Raw genomic sequence first — 19,943 nt, forward strand, 5'->3', positions numbered from 1 at the left:
GGGCCGATCTAAATTTCCGAGTCCCAGATCACGGTCGCCACGCCCGAATAGGTACTGCCCGGCTGGTTGAGCATGTCGGCCATGTCGTCGCGCAACACCTCGAAGTGCAAGGTGCCCGGACGGTCGTTCACGTAGAACAGCGGCTGGAACAGTTCGGTGCCGTCACCGTCCAGGCGCAACGGGCGCTTGAGCACGGCCTGGTTACCGCGCCCATCGATCCCGCTGGGCAGCGTCACGGCGACCTGCAACGGCACCTCATCGCCATTGGCATTGCGCAGGCCGCAGGTGTTGCCCATGACGATCGAGCACTCCAACTGCATCTTGAAACGCGAACTGGCGGCGATGCGGAAGGTCTGGTCGCGGTACAGCCGCGTGGGCGAGCGTCCACGGTTGAGCCAGGCTTGCCAGCCGCCGTCGGGGATCAGTTCGATGCGGTTGCCGCCGGGTGGGAGGTCGACTTTTAAGTCGTGCTCCACCGACAGATTAAAATTCAGCGTCAGTTGCGAGTCATTCGGGATGACCACATCACCGAAGTCGAAATCCAAACCCGGCCCCATGGTGTAAGTCAGGCTGCCCGTGTACTCACCCGATGACATGCCCAACGGGTTTGGGGTCTTGAGCGCATAGGCGAATTCGAGAGTGCGATATTGAAAATAGGTGATGGTGGTTCCGGGAAAACGACTGCACACACCAGCGTTTTCCGGCACCAGCCAGAAAAATAAGGCGAGGGATGAAGCGCCGGTAAGGAACCCGGTGCTCTGGCAAGGGGCAGGAGCGCTCATCCACTGCCCTTGCCAGGAAAAACCTGGCCGTGCCCATGCGCTGGTGTTCGGTCGAATATCCCAACGGTGCCCAATGCCGGCAATCCGCATTTGCACCGTCTCAACTTCGCCGGTGCGCGCATGGGTGACCTGTACATCGCGCCACTGCGAAGGCACTTGCCACATTGCGCCTTTGCGCGGGTCTTCGTGAAACGCCTCAATGGGCGCAATAGCGGTCGCTCGAAACGCGTCATCAATACGGATGGTGAAAATCCCCATCTGTTTGCACCGCACGGGCATGTGCCCTGCACAAATGCCCGTCACCGGAGTCGTGTTCACAAAGTCGTTTTTCATCGGGTTTGCAGGATCAGGCCGGAAGACAGCGGTAATGTTTTGGCTGAGCGCGCTCGCGGGCTCTGCAAACAACGCCCCCAATAAGCCTGCCAACAAAAGGCCAAACACATTTCGCTCAAACTGCTTTTTCATAAGACGTCCTTAACCAGCGGTCTCGGTCTGGAAAGTGTTTTCAGCCAAGGTGTCCGGCGTGCAGCGCAGGTCACCGATCATCAACACGTCCTGTTCATTGGCGGAGGTGGCCGGGTCCAGGCGGAACTGGCACAGCAATTGGTTGCGGTAGCGCACTTCGAGGGTTGGCGAGCTGGCGCTCATTTCCATGGAGAAGAACCCGTCGGCCTCGCTGACCCCACGGCTGGCGTGGTTGATCACGTGATGCCCCCTGAGCGGCTGGCCCTGGGCATCGAGCAGGCGCCCGAGTACCGACACGGTTTTCATGACGGTAATTTTCCGGTAGTCCACCCCGCCCTTGTTCAGGTGGTAGGTGGTCCGCGCCGGCTGGATATTGGCCGCCGGTGGGTGGTTGCCGTCGAAGTCGAAGTTCACCGTGCTGCTCTTGTAGGCCGCCACCGGTACGAAGTTGCGCCCAGGACGCAGGATCGCGCCGCCGCCGCTGAAGTCGTCGGCACGCAGGGTGATCTCATCCAGATCGGTTTCGACGTCGACGATCATGCCCGCGCCATTGCTCTGGTACTGGCTGGTCATCAGCATCTGGTCGCCACCGGCAACGAAGGTGCTGTGCAGGTTCAGGCCGCCGCTGAGGTCGCCGTTGAACGAGCTGCGTTGGATGAAGCCGTCGCCGCTGACCACATCACTGTCGAAACTGGCCATGCCCGAGAACCCGACGCCATAGGTGTCGGTGATGGCGGTGGCCGAGACGCTTTGCAGCAGGTGGTCGGTGAGGTCCTGGCGAACGGTGACCGACGCATTGTTATCGCGACCGCCGTCCCGCGCGGTGCGGGTGCCGATGCTGCCGGAAATCTGCCGGCCATCTCCGCCCAGGGCCAGGCTCACAGAGAGGTCCACGCCGCGGTTGCGCTTGTCGTTGGTGCCGGACGTGCCCGGTCGGTCGAACACCGAGAAACGCCAGTTGGCGTCGCTGCCCCACAAGGTGTCGCGGCGGCTCCAGCCCAGGTCGAGCCCTGCGCCTTCGGCATTGCCCTCGCTGTGGGACAGGCGCAGGTTCCAGGAGTTGCGCGCGTCGACCCGGTGGTTCACCGAGAGTGCCGAGTTACTGGTCTGGCCAACAAAGGTGTTGCGCCGCAGGCGGGTGCCGTCGGGCAGGGTCTCGAAGGTGTCGCGGGTGTCGAGCCAACTGCGGTTATGGCTGAGCACCAGGTTGGTGGCGCCAAACGTGTAGAGGCCCTGAACGTCCAGGCCGGTGCCGTGTTCGCGGGTCTGGTAGAGGTTGGTGTAGAGGCTGGTGTTGTTGGCCACCGTCCAGTCCACCGAACCGCCGTATTGCAGCTGCTCACGCACTTCCCGCGCCGAGAGGCCGAGAATCACCCGTGGATGCACCAGGTAATTGACCGAGGCACCCGCGGTGATCGAGCCGGAAGACTGTTCATCCCAGTTGCTGAACAGCTTGGTTTCGCGTCCGGCAAACACGTTGTACCGCCAGCGGTCATCGACGTTGCGCCAGTTGCTGGGTTTGTACACCAGCTCTTGGGAGGTGCTGACGGTGAGGCCGTCTTCCACCAGGCGCACTTCGACTTCGTAGATGCCGCCGGGCAACGGCCGCGTGTCCAGGGTCTGCAAACCGGCCGCGACCGCCTGGGTGTTGATCAGCAGACCGTTGCGGTAAATCTCCACGGCGGCCTGGCGATTGGCGGTGACGTAGATCGGGTAAACGCTGGCCTTGGCATTGTTGATCGCCAGGCTGTCGGAGCTGCCGTACATGACGCCTAACGCGGTATCCGGGCTGGCGCCAAAGCTGCGCAACTGCCGGGTCAGGCCGTCGGAATTGGGGGTGAAATGGCCCAGGCGCAAAAACTGGCCTTCCAGTTCTCGCTGGGTATACAGCTCATGGATTGCATGGCGCAGTTGTTCTTCGTCGCCACTCTGGCGCGCCAGCTGCAAGTTGAACACCTGGGTCCAATTGCCCAGGCTGGCACTGGCTTGCAAACCATAACGTCCGCCCAGGTTTTCTTCCTGGCCGCCGTTGAGGTTGAGCTGGTTGTTGATGATCAAGCCACGGCTACCGCCTTCGGGCTGCGCGTGAAAACGCGGTGCGTCGCTGGTGTGTTCGACGTTCTGGGTGATGATCGACAGCAGCGAGCTTTCCAGGTTGTAGTGCACTGACACCAGTTGCTGCGGGCACGCCTGGGTGCATGCGCCAAGGCCGACGCCGCTCTCCAGCAAGGCTTGCCAGGTGTCGCGGGTGGTGGCGGGGACTTTGCTGTCGCCGGTATCGGTGAACTCCAGCAGCGTCACCCGTTCGTCCTGGGACAGCACAATCAAGGCTTCCCCCAGGGGTTGCTGATCCAGTTCGACCTGTACCGCCAGCGGTACGTCGAAAAAATGGTCGCCGAACCCGGCAGGCAAACCCTGAGCCTGGGTCAACAAACTGCCAGGCGTGACGGTGCCTGACGTGGGCGCGGCCAAGGCACTCGTACAAATCACTAGCGCAAGCGCAACCGCGATGGGCGTCATCGGGAACATGAAAGGAACTCTCTGAGGGCCAGGAGACTTGATAAAAAACAGGCCGACCAATGGGGGAAAATCGGCCGGCCCGAACGCAAATGCCCGCGGGCAAGAAAGCCCGGCGGGCACCTACACCATCAAGGTGCTGGCGTTGGCGGCACCGCATCGAACACCAGCGCCACAGCGGAGGTGTAGGCACCACGCTGGGTGGCCGTAGGCTTTGCTGCCACGATGCGCAGTTCAGCCCCCACGCCCGGGGTGGAGTCGGCTTCGTTCACCACTTCTTTTGGCGTGCCGGTCAGTTCAACGCCGTGCAGGGTGGTGGTCAGCGGGATGTTCTGCGCGACGTTGCCGTTGAACAGAACAGCCGGGCCGCCTTCGATGTAGGCGTGGACCGAACCACTGGTGTTCTTCAGGTCGTAGATAGCGCTCAACGGCGCCAGCTCACCGCTGACGATGTTGTAGGTCAGGGTTTCGTCGCGGCCGAAGTTCGGATCACGTGGCTGCGCGTGGAACACCGTGGTAGGGATATTCGCCTTGATGTTGACGGTGTGGTTGGCTTCGCCGGCAGCGAAGGCCGTCGAGGCGTTCAATGCCAGAAAGGCCAATGGAGCAGCAATTGCAAACTTCTTGAACATGATGAGTTCCTGTTTTGAGGACAAGTTAGTGCCCCATTGAAAGTTGAACAGTGAATTCAACACACAATGAGGTCCGCTGCAGCGAGACGTAAGTGAGTGCAACGCGAGAGGAATGATCCACTAACTTTAAAAACAGGTATGCAGGCTGCTTCCCATGCCTTCGTAGCCAATGTATGCGGGCAAATACAGAAAAATATGGCATTTTGCCAAAACTTTAATTTTCTCCGTAAGACATGGACTACATGAATTATTCAACAACGCTTGTTGTGAATATTCCGTAGGAAAAACACCACGCATAAAAAACAGAAGTTATAAAAGCCTCTTTGAAAGTACGAGTTCCAACTCTAATCTTAGTTGGATCGGCGCACCACTAATAAGTCAATCCAAATGCTTGCAATGTGCGATAGGCCACACTGACCGTTGGTCGTCTGTGGCTATGCATCTCTTAAGATATATCTTACGTTATGTCTTATCCACACAAGGAGAGCATGACAATGAGAGACCATCATTCCCACCGTGAACCCGGTGACGGCTTCGAGAAACGTCCAGGCCGCGAACGTGCCGGCCGCGGCCCACGGGTATTCGCCCCGGGTGATTTGAAATTGCTGCTGCCGGCATTGATTGCCGAACAGCCCTGCCACGGCTACGACCTGATCCGCAAGATCGAAGCCCTGTTCGACGGCGCCTACAGCCCAAGCCCCGGGGTGATCTACCCCACATTGACCTTCCTCGAAGAGAGCGAATTGATCAGCGGTGACGCCGACGCTGGAAAAAAACGCTACACAATCACCGACGCCGGTCGTCTCTTCTTAAGCGAACAGGCGGTGGCCCTCGACGGCATTCGCCAGCGCATGGAGGTGAGCAAGCGCTCGCTGCGCGGCCAGGATCGCCCGCCGGAAATCCACGAGGCGGTGCACAACCTGCGTCACGCCTTGCATTCGCACCACGGGCATTGGAGCCCGGAAGAAATCGTTCGTGTCGCGGCGCTGCTCAACGGCACCGCCCAAGCCATTGCCGACGGGAAAGCCCAATGAATACACAAGCCATCCACCGCGTGACCCACGAAATCAAACGCCGCCGCCTCGACGTACTGCGCGTGGTCGACATCACTCCGCGCATGCGCCGCATCACCCTGGGCGGGCCGGAATTGGCGGGCTTTGTCAGCCTGGGCAGCGACGATCACATCAAGCTGCTGTTCCCGCAAAATGCCGCCGAGCAAGCGGCGCTGGAAAGCCCGACGTTCAGCATCAAGGGAGATGGCCCGCAGCCGGCCATGCGCGACTACACGCCACGGCGTTTTGACCTGGACATTGGCGAATTGGACATCGACTTCGTGCTGCACGGAGACGGCCCCGCCTCCACCTGGGCCGAGCAGGCCAAGGTGGGTCAGCACCTGTACATCGGCGGGCCACGGGGCTCGATGATCGTGCCGGATATGTTCGACAGCTACCTGCTGATCGGCGACGAAACCGCGCTGCCGGCCATCGGTCGTCGCCTGGAAGAACTGCCGGCCGGGCGAAAGGTGCTGGCGGTGATCGAGATCGCGAATACCGCAGAAAAACAGGTCCTGCACAGTCAGGCCGATGTCGAGGTGATCTGGGTCATTCGCGGCCAGGATGATCTGCTGGAAACCGTGCAGAACCTGACGCTGCCGAGCGGCTCGCTGTACAGCTTCGTCGCGACCGAAACCAAAGTGTCGCGCCAGGTACGCCGGGTACTGCTGGATACGCACAAGGTCGATGAAACGTTCCTCAAGGCCGTCGGCTACTGGCGCGCCGAGGGCAGTGAAGAAGCGTGAATCAAGGTCGGGGCTTGATAACTTTATCCAGCCCCACCACTGCCAACGCGATCAGCACAAACCCCGCCAAAATCCCTCCGGCATTCACGAACACTTGTGGATAACCAAGGGTGGCCACGTCGATGAACGGGTACTGATACTGCCCGAGCAAATCCCCGCGCAGCAGCGCATAAGCGAAGTACACCAGCGGGTAAATCATCCACGCGCCGATGTGCTTGAGGCGAAGGCTGCCCTTGGGCACGCACCGCCACCAGTAAATCAAAAACAGCACCGGCATCACGTCATGCAGCAGTTCATCGGCGATCAACTGAAAGCCTTCGGGCTGCCATAAATGCCGCAGCAACAGGCTGTAGGCCAAGCCCACTACCAGAATGCTCACCGTGATACCGCTGCTGATCGCCGGCCTGAGAAAAAACCGCTTCGCCGCCGAGTCCCGTTGGACCAAGGCATAGCTCAACACCACCACCGCCAGGGTGTTGGTGAGCACAGTGAAGAAACTGAAAAAGTTGATCAGCCCGCCCAGCAAGCTTGCGCCGCTGGACCAGCGCGAATAGAAAATCAGGTATTGCTGAATCGCCAACCCCACCCAACCGGCCAGTGCTGTCGCCGCTATAAACCGCTTCATGGATTCAATCCAGCGGACGTTTGGTGCGCATCAGCTTTACGTACAACCCTTCGACTTTCTCCCGCGCCCACGGAGTCTTGCGCAGGAACGTCAGGCTCGACTTGATACTCGGGTCGCTCTTGAAACACCGCACATCAATGCGCTCGGCCAGGCCTTCCCATTCGTAGTGCTCCACCAAGGTGGTGAGGACGTGCTGCAGGGTTACACCGTGAAGGGGGTCGTTGCTTGTCGCGGTCATGCCAGGCCTATGAAAAAAGTAATCACGAAGGCGCACACCTTATCACCCCCTCCGCTCAGGGATAAAAAGTTCCCGTGGCTCGCGAAAAAGAGATGTTATATTGTAACTATAACTTTCAAATCTTTTCGTCGTTTTGCCAAGGAATGTCCGATGTCCCTCTCTTCTCTGTGGCGCTTGACCCCGCTTGCCGCCGCCCTGCTGATCAGCTCCGAAGCCCACGCCCTGGAGTTGCAACCCCAAGTCATCACCGGCAACCCGCTGGGCAGCGAGCAACTCGCTTCACCGACCACCGTGCTGGAAGGCGATGACCTGACCCTGCAACAAAAAGGCAGCCTTGGCGAAACGCTGAACAAGCAGCCGGGTGTGTCGTCTTCGTACTTTGGTCCAGGCGCCAGCCGGCCAATCATCCGTGGCCAGGACGGCGATCGTATTCGTATCTTGCGCAACGGCGTGGGCGCCCTGGACGCGTCGTCGCTGTCTTATGACCATGCGGTGCCGCTGGACCCGGTCAACGTCGAACGCATCGAGATCGTGCGCGGCCCCGCTGCATTGCTGTACGGCGGCAGCGCCATCGGTGGCGTGGTCAACACCTTCGACAACCGCATCCCCACCGAAGCCATCGAAGGCATCCACGGCGCCGGTGAACTGCGTTATGGCGGCGCCGACACTACACGCAGCAGCGCAGGCAAACTCGAAGCCGGCAACGGCACGTTCGCCCTGCACCTAGACGCCAACGCACGGGAATTCAACGACCTGAAAATTCCCGGCCAGGCCCGCAGCCGCCATGCACCGGAAAGCGAAGAAGGCCCCGGCAAAAACGGTCGCCTGGGCAACAGCGACGGACGTCAGGACGGTGGCGCGGTGGGCAGTTCCTACACGTGGGACGACGGTTACGCCGGGCTGTCCTACAGCAGCTACGACGCCAACTACGGCTCGCCGGCCGAACAGGACGTGCGCATCCGCATGAAGCAGGATCACTACGCCTTTGCGTCCGAGATCCGCAACCTGCAAGGCCCATTTACCTCGGTGAAACTCGACGCGGGCTACACCGACTACGAGCACCGCGAAATCGAAGGCGGCGAAACCGGTACGATCTTCAAGAACAAAGGCTATGAAGCCCGCGTCGAAGCGCGTCACCAGCCCATCGGCCCGTTCGATGGCGTGGTCGGCGCCCAAGTGACCCGCAACGAGTTCTCGGCCCTGGGCGAAGAAGCCTTCGTACCGCAGACCGACACCAACGCCGGCGCGCTGTTTATCCTCGAAGAAATGAAGGCCACCGAGCGCCTCGCACTCAGCCTTGGCGGACGCCTGGAACACACCAGCGTCGAGCCGGATGCCAAGGGCAACGCGCGCTTTGCAGGCGCCGACAAAACCAACGATTTCACCGCCGGCAGCCTGTCCTCGGGTGCGGTGTATACGCTGACGCCGATCTGGTCCCTGGCGGCGACTCTGGGCTACACCGAACGTGCGCCGACCTTCTACGAGCTGTACGCCAATGGCGCCCACGTCGCCACCGGCACCTACGAACTGGGCGATGCCAACCTGAAGAAAGAAAAAGCCGTGTCCAGCGACCTGGCCCTGCGCTTTGACAATGGCACGCATAAGGGCAGCTTCGGTGTGTTCTACAGCCGCTTCTCCAACTACATCGGCTTGCTGGGCACGGGTCGTACGCTGAACGACGAAGGTGAAGAAGACGCGAATGGCATTCCTGAGTACGAATATTCCGGCGTGCGTGCACGTTTCGCCGGCTTTGAAGCTCAAGATCACATCAAGCTCGGCGAAGGCGCCTACGGCAAATTCGCCTTGGAGCTGTCGGGCGACTATACCCGCGCCACCAACCTCGACACCGGTGACGCCTTGCCGCGCATTGCGCCGCTGCGTTTGAACAGCGGCTTACTGTGGGAACTCGACCGCTGGCAGGCACGCATCGACGTGGAACACGCGGCAGGCCAAGGCCGTGTGCCGGATAACGAAAGCGGCACCGACGGTTACACCACATTGGGCGCGAGCGCGGGTTATCACTTCAATGTCGGTGGCAGCCAGTGGTTGGCGTTTGTGAACGGTGAAAACCTGACCAACCAGACTGTGCGTTATGCCAGCTCGATCCTGCGGGACATCGCACCGGCACCCGGTCGCAGTGTGCAGTTCGGCATCCGCACCACCTTCTGACGCACACCGCTAACCCCTTGTGGGAGGGGGCTTGCTCCCGATGGCAATCGGTCAGATAACCCAACGGTGTCTGATCCACCGCCATCGGGAGCAAGCCTTCTCCCACACTTATTGTGCAGCGACGTTCTGTCACTGTTACCAAATCGGAAATGATGCATCTTGCGATTTGCGCTTTCTCTCGACGCGTCCGCGCTTTATCCTTGTCGGCAATAACCTGAAACGTTTCACTCCCCGGTCGACCCCATCTTGCTGAATATTCCCACACACCAAGACAGCGCTGTCTTACACCGACCTGCGCCTGGGTATAAATCGCGCGCCTGTGGATAACCCTCGCAATCCTCAGAAAAACCGAATTAACGCTGAACCAAGCCTGTGCCGAATCGTCATCTACAGTGAGTGAAGCACGGGGTTACACAATTATTCCAACGTCACGGAGAAACACACTATGAGCACTGATGGTGCTTCAAGCCCAAGCCGCCTGCTGCCCAGGTTGCTAGGCGTCTTGCTGCTGATCATGGGCCTGGCCCTGCTGGCCGGCGGTATTAAGCTGACGATGCTCGGCGGGTCGCTGTATTACCTGCTGGCCGGTATCGGCATCGCCCTCACCGGCGTCCTGCTGCTGGCTACCCGCCGCGCAGCGCTGGGCCTGTACGCGCTGGTGCTGTTCGCCAGTACCGTGTGGGCATTGTGGGAAGTCGGCCTGGACTGGTGGCAGTTGGTGCCACGTCTGGCACTGCTGTTCGCCCTCGGCATCGTCATGTTGCTCCCGTGGTTTCGCCGTCCGTTGCTGCGTGGCCAACCTGCCCCGCTGGGCACTGGCGCGCTGAGCGTGGCCGTGGTGTTGGCCGGCGCTGCCGCCCTTGCCAGCCAATTCACCAACCCCGGTGAGATCAAAGGCCAACTGGACCGCGACGCGGTGCCGGGCATGGCCAATGCTGCGCCGTCCCAGGCTGATGGCGATTGGAATTCCTACGGTCGTTCGGCCTTTGGTGATCGTTACTCGCCACTGGCGCAGATCACCCCGGAAAACGCCCACAAGCTGGTTCCGGCGTGGACGTACCGCACCGGCGACATCCCTGGCCCGAACGATCCAGGCGAGACCACCGCGGAAAACACCCCGCTGAAAGTCAACGGCATGCTGTACGTGTGCACGCCGCACAGCCAAGTGATTGCCCTGGACCCGGACACCGGCAAGGAAATCTGGCGCTTCGATCCGAAGATCAGCAGCCAAGGCGCTGAGAACTTCAAAGGTTGGGCGCACATGACCTGCCGTGGCGTGTCGTATCACGATGACGCCGTCTACGCTTCCGAGCAGAGCCCAACCGGCAGCGCCAGCCCGGCTGCTGCGCCGAATGCCTGCCCGAAACGCATCTTCGTGCCGACCGCCGATACCCGCCTGATCGCCCTGAACGCCGACACCGGCAAGATGTGCGAAGACTTCGGCGACAAAGGCCAGGTCGACCTGCGTGCCAACATCGGCAGCTTCGCCCCAGGTGGTTATTACTCCACTTCGCCACCGGCCGTGACCAAAAACCTGGTCGTGATCGGCGGTCACGTCACCGACAACGTTTCGGTCGACGAGCCAAGCGGCGTAATCCGCGCGTTCGACGTGCACACCGGCAAGCTGGTGTGGAACTGGGACAGCGGCAACCCGGACGACACCACCCCGTTGGCCGAGGGTAAGACTTACACCCGTAACTCGCCGAACATGTGGTCCATGTTCGCCGTGGATGAAAAACTCGGCATGCTTTACCTGCCGATGGGCAACCAGATGCCCGACCAATACGGCGGCGACCGTACCGACGATTCCGAAAAATACGCCGCTGGCCTGACCGCCCTGGACATCGACAGCGGCCATGTGAAGTGGACCTTCCAGTTCACTCACCATGACCTGTGGGACATGGACGTAGGCGGCCAGCCGTCGTTGATCGACATCAAGACCGAAGCCGGCGTGAAGCAGGCCGTCATGGCGTCGACCAAGCAAGGCAGCATCTACGTGCTGGATCGCGCAACCGGTCAGCCGGTCGTGCCGATCCATGAAGTGGCTGTTCCGCAGGGCGCAGTGGCGGGCGACCGTACCTCCCCTACCCAACCGAAGTCCGAACTGAACTTCATGCCGCCGCCGCTCAAAGAGCGCGACATGTGGGGCGTGACGCCGTTCGACCAACTGCTGTGCCGCATCGATTTCAAATCCATGCGCTACGACGGCCCGTTCACCCCGCCATCGCTGCAAGGCTCGATCGTTTACCCAGGTAACTTCGGCGTGTTCGACTGGGGTGGCATTTCCGTCGACCCAGTGCGCCAGATCGCCTTCGTGAACCCAAGCTACATGGCGTTCAAGTCCAAGCTGATCCCAGCTGCCGACATCGCCAAGCAAGGTCCACGCGTCAGCGAAACCGAAGGCGTGCAGCCGAACAAAGGCGCGCCGTACGGCGTGATCCTGGAAGCGATGCTGTCGCCAATGGGCCTGCCGTGCCAGGCACCGGCGTGGGGTTATGTGGCAGCGGTCGACCTGACCACCCACAAAACCATCTGGATGCACAAGAACGGCACCGTGCGCGACAGCTCGCCGGTTCCGATCCCACTGAGCATGGGCGTACCTAGCCTGGGCGGCACCTTCACCACCGCCGGTGGCGTGTCCTTCCTCAGCGGTACCCTCGACCAGTACCTGCGTGCGTATGACGTGAAAAACGGCAAGCAACTGTGGGAAGGCCGCCTGCCAGCGGGTGCGCAAACCACACCGATGACCTACACCGGCAAGGACGGCAAGCAGTACGTGCTGGTCGTGGCGGGTGGTCATGGTTCCCTGGGTACCAAACAGGGTGACTACGTAATGGCGTTCAAACTGCCGGATTAAGCGTTACCGGCGGCAAAACAAAGGCGGCTACCCTCACAGGTAGCCGCCTTTTTCATAAACAACACAGATCAAAACGTGGGAGGGGGCTTGCCCCCGATGGCAGTGGGTCAGCCAATGCTCATGTCACTAGCGCACTGCTATCGGGAGCAATCCCCCTCCCACGCTTGCCGCCGGCACTCATGAAACTAGTGCTCGATCACTTCACCGCGCATCACCGCCAACCGTGCAATCAACCGATTCTGAACCGGCACCGAGATCCCTTCGCTGTCCATCGCCTTGATCAAATCCTCCACCAACGCATTGAAGTCACTGCGGCTCACATTCTGGCCCTTGTGACTCTCGGCCATGCTGTCACCGGTGTAGGTGCACGGCCCGCCTGCTTCAACACAGAACTGTTCGATCAACTTGTTGCGCAGGCGCTGGATATCGACGCGCCGAAAGCGTTCGACGATGCGCTGATCCCGGGCAATGTTGAGCAGCATGCCTTCGACAATCCGCGTGATGCCGGGCATGGCGCCAAGGTCGCGGTACAGGCTGTCGTCCTTGGGCGGTTGCTGGGCGCAGGCGCTGAGCAGCAGCACCAGCGCAATCGGTAAAAGGCGCATTAGAAACTCCCCTGTACGGACAGGTAGGTGCCGTTCTGGTTATCCAACGTAGCGATTTCGCCGAGGCGCGCGTAGGCCAGCACAAACGACACATGCTTGTTGGGAAAGTAGCCGACAAACACGTCCGCCCAGTCGCTTTCGCCAGCGAACGACAAATTATCGGGCTTCTCGCGGTACTCCACGCCCACCGCCCAGCGCGGGTTGAACAGCAGGGCCACCGAACCTTCCTTGAGCAGGCTGCGACGGTCGCGGCGGTCGCCGCCGAAGCCAAGCAGGCCAGTTTCATTGGCGCGGCTGTAACGCAGGCTACCGTTGACCAGCACGTTGTAGCCAAACGCCGCGCCCATGAACAAACGGCTGGCGGCGAGGTAGCCCTCCACGTCGCTGTCACGCTTGGCGCCAACCAGGCTGGGGATGTCGAAGTTGGTCTGGTGTTTGTATTCCAGGCCCAGCGAAACCTGCGGCAAGCGGTCGTAAATCACGTCACCGAACAGGCGGACCTTCACACCGAGCACATCCTGGCCAAGGTTGTCTTCCGGCAGATTCAGCTTGTGCACCAGGCTGCCGAGGTCAAAGCGCTGGCGGGCAAAAGAGACTTCGACGCGGTTGTCATAGGCCAACGCCAGCCCCGCCACATCCAGCCGATAGTCCGGCAGGTTGACGCTGGTGGCGAACGCCGTGGCGCCCCACTCGTGCTGTTCGCCATAGCCAGCCAGCACCGCCCACGGCGTGATGCCGCCGCCCGCCGTGCCCTCGATGCTGCTGGCACCGCCGGTGGCGATCAGGCGGCCGTTGTCGGCCAGGGTGGTTTGCACAGTCAGGGCGGCCAGGCAGCCGATCAGTAGAGAAAGACGCACGTCAGCCACTCAATGAACCAGGGAAGTTTGCGCACTGAGTGGCAACGCCACCCAGGCTTCGAAAGCGTCAGCGCTCAAAGGCCGACTGATCAGATAACCCTGGGCCGTGTCGCACTGCCAGCGCTCCAGCAGGCGCAGGCTATGGGCATATTCAACGCCCTCGGCAACCACTTTGAGGCCCAGGTTGTGGCTCATTTCGATGGTGGAACGCACGATCACCGCGTCCTCACTGGTTTCATCGAGGTTGCGCACAAAGGATTGGTCAATCTTCAACTCTTGCACCGGTAGACGCTTGAGGTGCGCGAGGGACGAATAGCCGGTGCCGAAGTCATCCACCGACAGACTGATGCCGCAATCACGCAGCAGGTGCAGGACTTTGAGGGCTTTTTCCGGCTCGCGCATTACTGCGCTTTCGGTGATTTCGAACACCAGTTGCTCAGCCGGCAAACCGTAGCGACGCAGCAACGCCGAGACGCGGTGGGCCAGTTCATCGCCGAGCAAATCGTCCGCCGAGATGTTCAACGACAACTGCAGGTACAGGCCACGGCGGTTCCACTCACACAGCTGACGAATGCCCTCTTCGATCACCCAGTGGGTCAGCAACTGAATACTGCCGGAGCGCTCGGCCAAGGGAATGAACTCCGCCGGCGAGACCATGCCGAACTGCGGATGCTGCCAGCGCAGCAAGGCTTCGGCCTGACGTACGTGGCCCTCGCGAATGTCCAGCTTGGGCTGGTAATGCAGCAGCAATTGGCCTTGGTTGGGCGCGTGGCGCAGGTCGCGGATCAGCGTGATCTGGCGGCGGTGCGCGAGGTCACGGCCATGTTCATAGACCTGCAGGCGACCGGGCATTTGCGCGGCGTCTTTCATGGCGATGGCCGCGCGTTCAAGCAAGGTGTGCGGGCTTTCGCCATCGGCTGGGAATGCGGCGATGCCCAAACGGCAGTCCAGCGCCAGGTCATGGCCGTTGATGCGCTGGGGCCGCAGCAACAGTTGTTGGAGTTTGTCGGCCATGCCCACCGCCTCGTCGCTGCCTGCGCCTTCGAGCAATAGCAGGAACTCGTCGGCGATCAGATGCGCCAGGGTATCGCCGGGGCGCAGCACGGCTTCCAGGCGACGGCTGACGGCAAGCAGCAATTGGTCCACCGCATCCGTCCCGGCGGTTTCGCTGGCGACGCGCAAGTTGTCGATGCCCAGGTAGATCAACGCGACCGGCCGATTCAACGCAATGGCGCTGCCCAGACGCTCCATGGCCAGTGCCCGGTTCGGCAGGCCGGTGAGGCGATCATGCAAAGCATTGTGGGCAAGCTGCTGTTCGCGCTCGGCGATGCCGCTTTGCATGGAATTGACCGCATGGGCCAGTAACCCCAGTTCGTCACTGCGGGCCAGGGTCACGGGCGTTTGATAGTCGCCCTGGCCAATGCGCTCGGCCGCCAGGGCCAGCGCCTGCACTGGGCGCGACACGGTGCGCGCCAGCAGCAAGGCACCGATCAACGAAGCCAGCAACGCGACCAGTGCGATGGCGAGGATCTTCTCATCCAACGGCACAAAGGCTTGCATCGCCGCATCCAGCGGGCTTTGCAGCAACGCCAGGACTTTGCCGTTTTCATCGCTGGCCAATACCAACGACTGATTGAGGAAACGCTGCTCCAGGTGATCGGTGGTGGACACGCCACGGCGCGTGGAATCGCCCTGCATCAATGCAAGGATGCTCCTGCGCAGCTCTTGAGGTTGGGTGGTGACCAACTCGCCAGGCTGGTCTTTTTCAATCGCCAGGAACGACACTTCCAGGTTGCTCAACGAGCGCAACTCATCGGCGAACGCACCGTCCATGCTGAAGCCCATCACCACCCGCGCAATCGGCAGCGGCGCCAGCACCGAGGCTTCCACCAACAGGTGCGGCTTGCCTTGCAGCGGCACAATCAACATGACCTGGCGATTGCGCCGGGCCTCGCGCAGTGACTGGTCATACTTGAAGGTCGAGCCCTCGGGCACTTCGCTGAGGGTACTGGCCAGGACTTTGCCGTCCATGCCCAGCAGGATCATGTCACTGGCGTTGATGCGCTTGCCGTGGTTGAGCAGCACCGAGCGCATCGTCGCCGAATCGCCACTGGCCACCGCATCACGAAAACCGAAGTCGGCCGCCAACAGTTGCACGCCGTCAGCGAGGCGCCGCCCACGTACGTCCAGCAAGCGCTCGAAAACCCGCGCGCCCACATCCAACTGGGCCAGCGCCTGGCTGCGCACCGCTGAATTGGTGGCAGCCTTGACGCTGAAATACAGTGCGCCGATCACCACCAGCAACAGCAGGATCAGGACGCTGGCGACCCGCGCCTGGAAACTACTGCGCAGTTTCACGGGCGGCTCGATTGAAGGCATCGCCAAAGGCACTTGGCGTCGGCGGAAGATCCTCGGACGCCGGCTCCAGGGCCAGCACTACGTTGTGTCTCAGGCCAGCGGCAGGCACGTGCAGGGTACCGCCGTCCAAGGGCTGCATATCCGCCAACTGCGGGTGCCACAGGGTGGCGTGGTAATCACCGGGCGCCAGCTGCTCCAGGTGCACTTGGCCCTGGGCATCGCTGACAGCGAAGAGCGGGTCATCGGTGACGTAGATGTAACCGAGCATCCAATCATGGATATTGCAGCCCAGCACCACCACGCCGGGTTTGTCGAACAGCAGCGGCTCGGCGGGCGTGCCTTCGTACAGGCGCAGTTCGAAACGTTTGGCGGCGCTGAACGAATAGACCTGATGCCGGATGTTGTCGCTGTTGGGGAAGCGCACCTGAGTGCCGGTGTGTACCGCCAGCACATGGGGCGCAAAGCGCTGGCCGCGTTGGTCCATATTCGCCTTGAGCACGGCCGACGATGCGCCGGGCGGGCCTTGCAGGGTCACGACCGCATCCGCCACCGGGCTGCCATCGGCCCGCTTGAACACCAGGTCCAGCGTGGCCGCCGACGCAGAGCCGGCCAACATCAGCATCAGCGTCAGGGAGAGCAAGGGAGGAGTTCGGGCCATGGTCGATCCGCAAAAAATGGAAAATGAGCGGCCAGCCCTGGCACAGTGGGTTACGGTCATGATGCCGCAAACAAGGCACAATGCCATCATGCAATAGCGATGGATACTTGACCGTTGGTCGGTAAATAACTGTGCAAACGGTCAAGCCTTGTAGAGCGTATCGGCCTGGGGCCTAAAAACTATAGACGCGGGCTTCAGACCGGCGCGCGCTCGCGGCGCATCCACATCTCGAACGCCATGGCATTGAGCGGCCGACTGATGAGGTAGCCCTGGGCCGTATCGCAGTTCCACTGTTTGAGGAGTTTGAGACTGGGCTCGAACTCCACGCCTTCGGCCACTACCTTGAGCCCCAGGTTGTGGCTCATTTCGATGGTGGAGCGCACGATCACGCCGTCGCCCGTGGCGCTGTCGAGGTTGCGCACAAACGACTGGTCAATCTTCAACTCCTGCACCGGTAAGCGCTGCAATTGCGCCAGCGACGAATAGCCCGTGCCGAAGTCATCCACCGACAGGCTGATGCCACACCCACGCAATTGTTCCAGCACGCTGAGGGCCTGCTTCGGGTTGTGCATGATCGCGCTTTCGGTGATCTCGAAAATCAGTTGCTGGGCCTGCACGTCGTAGTGTTCCAGCAAGGTGGTCACACGAATCGCCAGGTCATCATCGGCCAGGTCGTCCACCGAAATATTCACCGACAACTGGATATGCAATCCGCGCTGCGCCCACTCGCCGATCTGACGAATAGCCTCTTCGATCACCCACTGGGTCAGGCCACCCATGCTGCCAGTGCGTTCAGCCAGGGGAATGAACTCGGCGGGCGATACCAGCCCCAGCGTCGGATGCTGCCAGCGCAGCAAGGCCTCGGCCTGGCGAACATGGCCATGCAGGAGGTCGAGCTTGGGCTGATAACACAGGTGCAACTCACCTTCGACGACCGCACGGCGCAGGTCGCGGATCAGGCTGATCTGGCGCTGGTGCGCAAGATCGCGGTCCTGCTGGTAGATCTGTAGATAACCGGGCAGCGTCGTTGCATCGTGACGCGCGATGGCCGCACGGCTGATCAACTCTTCCACATACTGGCCGTCGGCGGGGTACGCGGCGATGCCGATACTCACCTCGTGGCGCACTTCGTCATTGCCGATGCGCTGGGGTTCGGTAAGCAGCGCGTAGAGGCGGTCGGCGCGGGCTACGGCGCGGTCAACCTCGGTATTTTCCAGCAACAACAGGAATTCGCTGCTGGTGATGCGCGCGGCGGTATCGCTGGCCAATAGGCTCATGGACAGACACCGGCTGGCCTCGCGCATCATCTCTTCAACGCCCTCGGGACCGAAGCCCTCGTTGATGACCCGGTAGTTTTCGATACCCAGGTACAGCAACACCACCGGCCGACGCGCACTGATCGCGCTGCCCAGGCGCTCCATCGCCAGCGCGCGGTTGGGCAACCCGGTGAGAGCGTCATGCAGGGCGTTATGGGCCAGTTGCCGTTCGCGCACGGCGATGCGGCTTTGCATGGCATTGAACGCACGGGCCAACAGGCCGAATTCATCGTGGCTGCGCACCCGCACCGGCGTGCGGTAATCCCCCGCGCCAATGCGCCCGGCCGCCTCCACCAACGCATTGAGCGGGCGCGACACCCGCCGCGCCAGGAACAACGCACCGGCCAACGAGACCACCAGCACGGCCAGGGCGATCCCGAGGAACTGCCGGTCCAGCGGCGCAAAAGATTCCAGCGCGTGGTCCAGCGGGCTTTGCAGCAATACGCGCACCTCGTTGCCGTCACCGGTGTTGGCCAGCGGCAACACTTGGCTGAGCACACGCTCACCGTAAAACGGATGGATCTGCGCCTCTGGGTTCAAAGGCGCATCGTGGAGCAGGCTGAGGGTGCCGGCCTGATAATCGACAGGCTGGGTACTGAACAACGGACCGGGCTTGCCGTCCTGCACGCTGAGAAACGACACCTCCAGGTTGCTCATGGAACGCAGTTCGTTGGCGAACAGTTGGTCCATGGCAAAGCCCATGACAACGCGGGCGATGGGCAGGGGGTCGAGGACTTCATCCTGCACCAGCAAGTAAGGCCGCCCGTCCAAGGCGACAATCACCATTTGCAAGCCGTCACGCCGCGCATGGCGCAAGGCAGTGTCATAGGGAAAAAGCTGCCCGCGCGTGAGGATGGGCAACGTGCTGACCACGACCTTGCCATCCAGCCCCAGCACAAACACCTCGCTGGAACGGACGCCGGAGCCATGCCGACGCAGTGCAGCCAGAATCGACACCGTGTTGCCTTCGGCCACGGCTTGCTTGAACGGGCCGTCGACGGTGAGCCAATCGAGGCCGTATTGCAGGCGACGCCCGCGCAGGTCCAGCAGACGCTCGAACACCTGGGTTCCGGTTTTCAACTGGACTTGCGCCTGGTTCTCCACCGCGCGGGTGGTGGCGGCCTTGACGGCAAAATAGGTGGCGGCGACGACCACCAGCAGCAGCAGTGCCAGCACCCCGGCGATGCGAGTTTGGAACGTATGGCGCCACGTCATGGCGGTGCCCTCTGGCAGTGTTCGCCTCTCTCTGCCACTACGTCCTTTTGTCATGTGCATTCCTTGCGACAGCTGACCTGGCGTCAAAAAAATATCCATTTTCGTTGGATATTGGGTGTGAGGAGATTAGCTGGGAGTTGGGGGGTGTGCATTCAATAAACGTGGGGATTTAGGTGGCGGTTTATTGGCGACAGAGGGTTGGCTTGGGGGGTATATCCGTTATTTGGGTAACGGCGGGTATTGGTTCCGCCCTTACGGCGGGTCACTTTGGAAAAGCCCCAAAGTAACCAAAGGGCTCTTGCCCCAACACTCGGCACCTCGCTTAGGCTCGGTGTGCCCGCACTCCGGCTTGAATCCGTGGGCCGCCGCAATGGGCCATCCATGGCCCAGTGCGGCTAACCCGGCGTCCTGCCGGGTTACCCACGGATTCAAGCCTGCGTGCGGCCAGCGTGTTTGACGGGGCGCCTAAGATCACGATCAAAAGCGCAGATCAAAAGACCGCTGACTTCGTCAGCGAAAAGGATGTAAGAGCAAAGGCAAAAGCAAAAGCAAAAGCAGATCTAAAGCAGATCTAAAGCAGATCTAAAGCAGATCTAAAGCAGATCTAAAGCAGATCTAAAGCAGATCTAAAGCAGATCTAAAGCAAAGCAAAAGCAGATCTAAAGCAGATCTAAAGCAGATCTAAAGCAGATCTAAAGCAGATCTAAAGCAGATCTAAAGCAGATCTAAAGCAGATCTAAAGCAGGCTGGGACTTATCTGATATGTGGAGATCAAAATGTGGGAGGGGGCTTGCTCCCGATGAGGGTGTGTCAGTTGATGCAGTTGTGACTGACCCACTGCCATCGGGGGT

The 19,943-nt window shown here is 61.0% G+C and carries 14 protein-coding genes; 4 read left to right on the top strand and 10 right to left on the bottom strand.

What is annotated here, in order from left to right; genetic code table 11:
- Positions 1-8: 8 nt before the first annotated feature.
- The 3 genes from BW43_RS00070 to BW43_RS00060 all read right to left on the bottom strand — a co-directional run bounded on the left by BW43_RS00070 (position 9) and on the right by BW43_RS00060 (position 4,396).
- Complete coding sequence (locus BW43_RS00070; RefSeq protein WP_326490174.1) at positions 9-1,040, bottom strand: hypothetical protein; 1,032 nt, start codon at positions 1,038-1,040, stop codon at positions 9-11.
- Between the two features lie 216 nt (positions 1,041-1,256).
- Positions 1,257-3,776: a CS1-pili formation C-terminal domain-containing protein gene (locus tag BW43_RS00065; RefSeq protein WP_032891861.1), complete on the bottom strand. Its 2,520-nt coding sequence runs from the start codon at positions 3,774-3,776 to the stop codon at positions 1,257-1,259.
- A gap of 119 nt (positions 3,777-3,895) precedes the next feature.
- Positions 3,896-4,396 (bottom strand): CS1 type fimbrial major subunit, encoded by a 501-nt coding sequence (locus tag BW43_RS00060; RefSeq protein ID WP_032891862.1) that lies wholly within the window; start codon positions 4,394-4,396, stop codon positions 3,896-3,898.
- Positions 4,397-4,890: 494 nt separating this feature from the next.
- On the opposite strand from BW43_RS00060, the gene BW43_RS00055 reads away from it, so the two are divergent.
- Complete coding sequence (locus BW43_RS00055; RefSeq protein ID WP_032891863.1) at positions 4,891-5,430, top strand: PadR family transcriptional regulator; 540 nt, start codon at positions 4,891-4,893, stop codon at positions 5,428-5,430.
- Complete coding sequence (locus BW43_RS00050) at positions 5,427-6,194, top strand: siderophore-interacting protein (protein WP_032891864.1); 768 nt, start codon at positions 5,427-5,429, stop codon at positions 6,192-6,194. Before BW43_RS00055 ends, BW43_RS00050 begins: the two co-directional genes overlap by 4 nt.
- Before the next feature lies 1 nt (position 6,195).
- Here the strand turns inward: BW43_RS00050 and BW43_RS00045 are convergent, their stop codons facing one another.
- Entirely contained in the window at positions 6,196-6,819 is a 624-nt protein-coding gene (locus tag BW43_RS00045; protein ID WP_032891866.1) for a Pr6Pr family membrane protein, read from the bottom strand.
- 4 nt (positions 6,820-6,823) lie between these two features.
- The gene (locus BW43_RS00040; RefSeq protein WP_016977534.1) at positions 6,824-7,057 is read right to left on the bottom strand and encodes a VF530 family DNA-binding protein; all 234 of its coding nucleotides are present in this window, start codon (positions 7,055-7,057) and stop codon (positions 6,824-6,826) included.
- 150 nt (positions 7,058-7,207) lie between these two features.
- Between BW43_RS00040 and BW43_RS00035 the strand changes: the two genes are divergently transcribed.
- Both BW43_RS00035 and BW43_RS00030 read left to right on the top strand, forming a co-directional pair.
- Positions 7,208-9,226, top strand: coding sequence for a TonB-dependent receptor (locus BW43_RS00035; protein WP_032891869.1), 2,019 nt, complete (start codon positions 7,208-7,210; stop codon positions 9,224-9,226).
- A gap of 445 nt (positions 9,227-9,671) precedes the next feature.
- Complete coding sequence (locus BW43_RS00030; RefSeq protein WP_032891870.1) at positions 9,672-12,083, top strand: glucose/quinate/shikimate family membrane-bound PQQ-dependent dehydrogenase; 2,412 nt, start codon at positions 9,672-9,674, stop codon at positions 12,081-12,083.
- Positions 12,084-12,268: 185 nt separating this feature from the next.
- Here BW43_RS00030 and BW43_RS00025 read toward each other — a convergent pair whose 3' ends face one another.
- From BW43_RS00025 to BW43_RS00005, 5 genes are all read right to left on the bottom strand, one after another.
- Positions 12,269-12,688: a group 1 truncated hemoglobin gene (locus BW43_RS00025; protein ID WP_032891871.1), complete on the bottom strand. Its 420-nt coding sequence runs from the start codon at positions 12,686-12,688 to the stop codon at positions 12,269-12,271.
- Positions 12,688-13,545 carry a DUF3034 family protein gene (locus BW43_RS00020; protein ID WP_032891888.1) on the bottom strand — a complete coding sequence of 286 codons (858 nt, stop codon included), beginning with the start codon at positions 13,543-13,545 and terminating at the stop codon, positions 12,688-12,690. Before BW43_RS00020 ends, BW43_RS00025 begins: the two co-directional genes overlap by 1 nt.
- A 9-nt stretch (positions 13,546-13,554) precedes the next feature.
- Positions 13,555-15,903: an EAL domain-containing protein gene (locus tag BW43_RS00015; protein ID WP_032891872.1), complete on the bottom strand. Its 2,349-nt coding sequence runs from the start codon at positions 15,901-15,903 to the stop codon at positions 13,555-13,557.
- The gene (locus BW43_RS00010; RefSeq protein WP_032891873.1) at positions 15,887-16,561 is read right to left on the bottom strand and encodes a methylamine utilization protein; all 675 of its coding nucleotides are present in this window, start codon (positions 16,559-16,561) and stop codon (positions 15,887-15,889) included. Before BW43_RS00010 ends, BW43_RS00015 begins: the two co-directional genes overlap by 17 nt.
- Before the next feature lie 194 nt (positions 16,562-16,755).
- On the bottom strand, positions 16,756-19,092 hold the full coding sequence (locus BW43_RS00005) for a bifunctional diguanylate cyclase/phosphodiesterase (RefSeq protein WP_032891874.1): 2,337 nt from the start codon (positions 19,090-19,092) through the stop codon (positions 16,756-16,758).
- Positions 19,093-19,943: the final 851 nt, after the last annotated feature.

The organism is Pseudomonas sp. RIT357 (assembly GCF_000632245.1).
Lineage (GTDB): Bacteria > Pseudomonadota > Gammaproteobacteria > Pseudomonadales > Pseudomonadaceae > Aquipseudomonas > Aquipseudomonas sivasensis.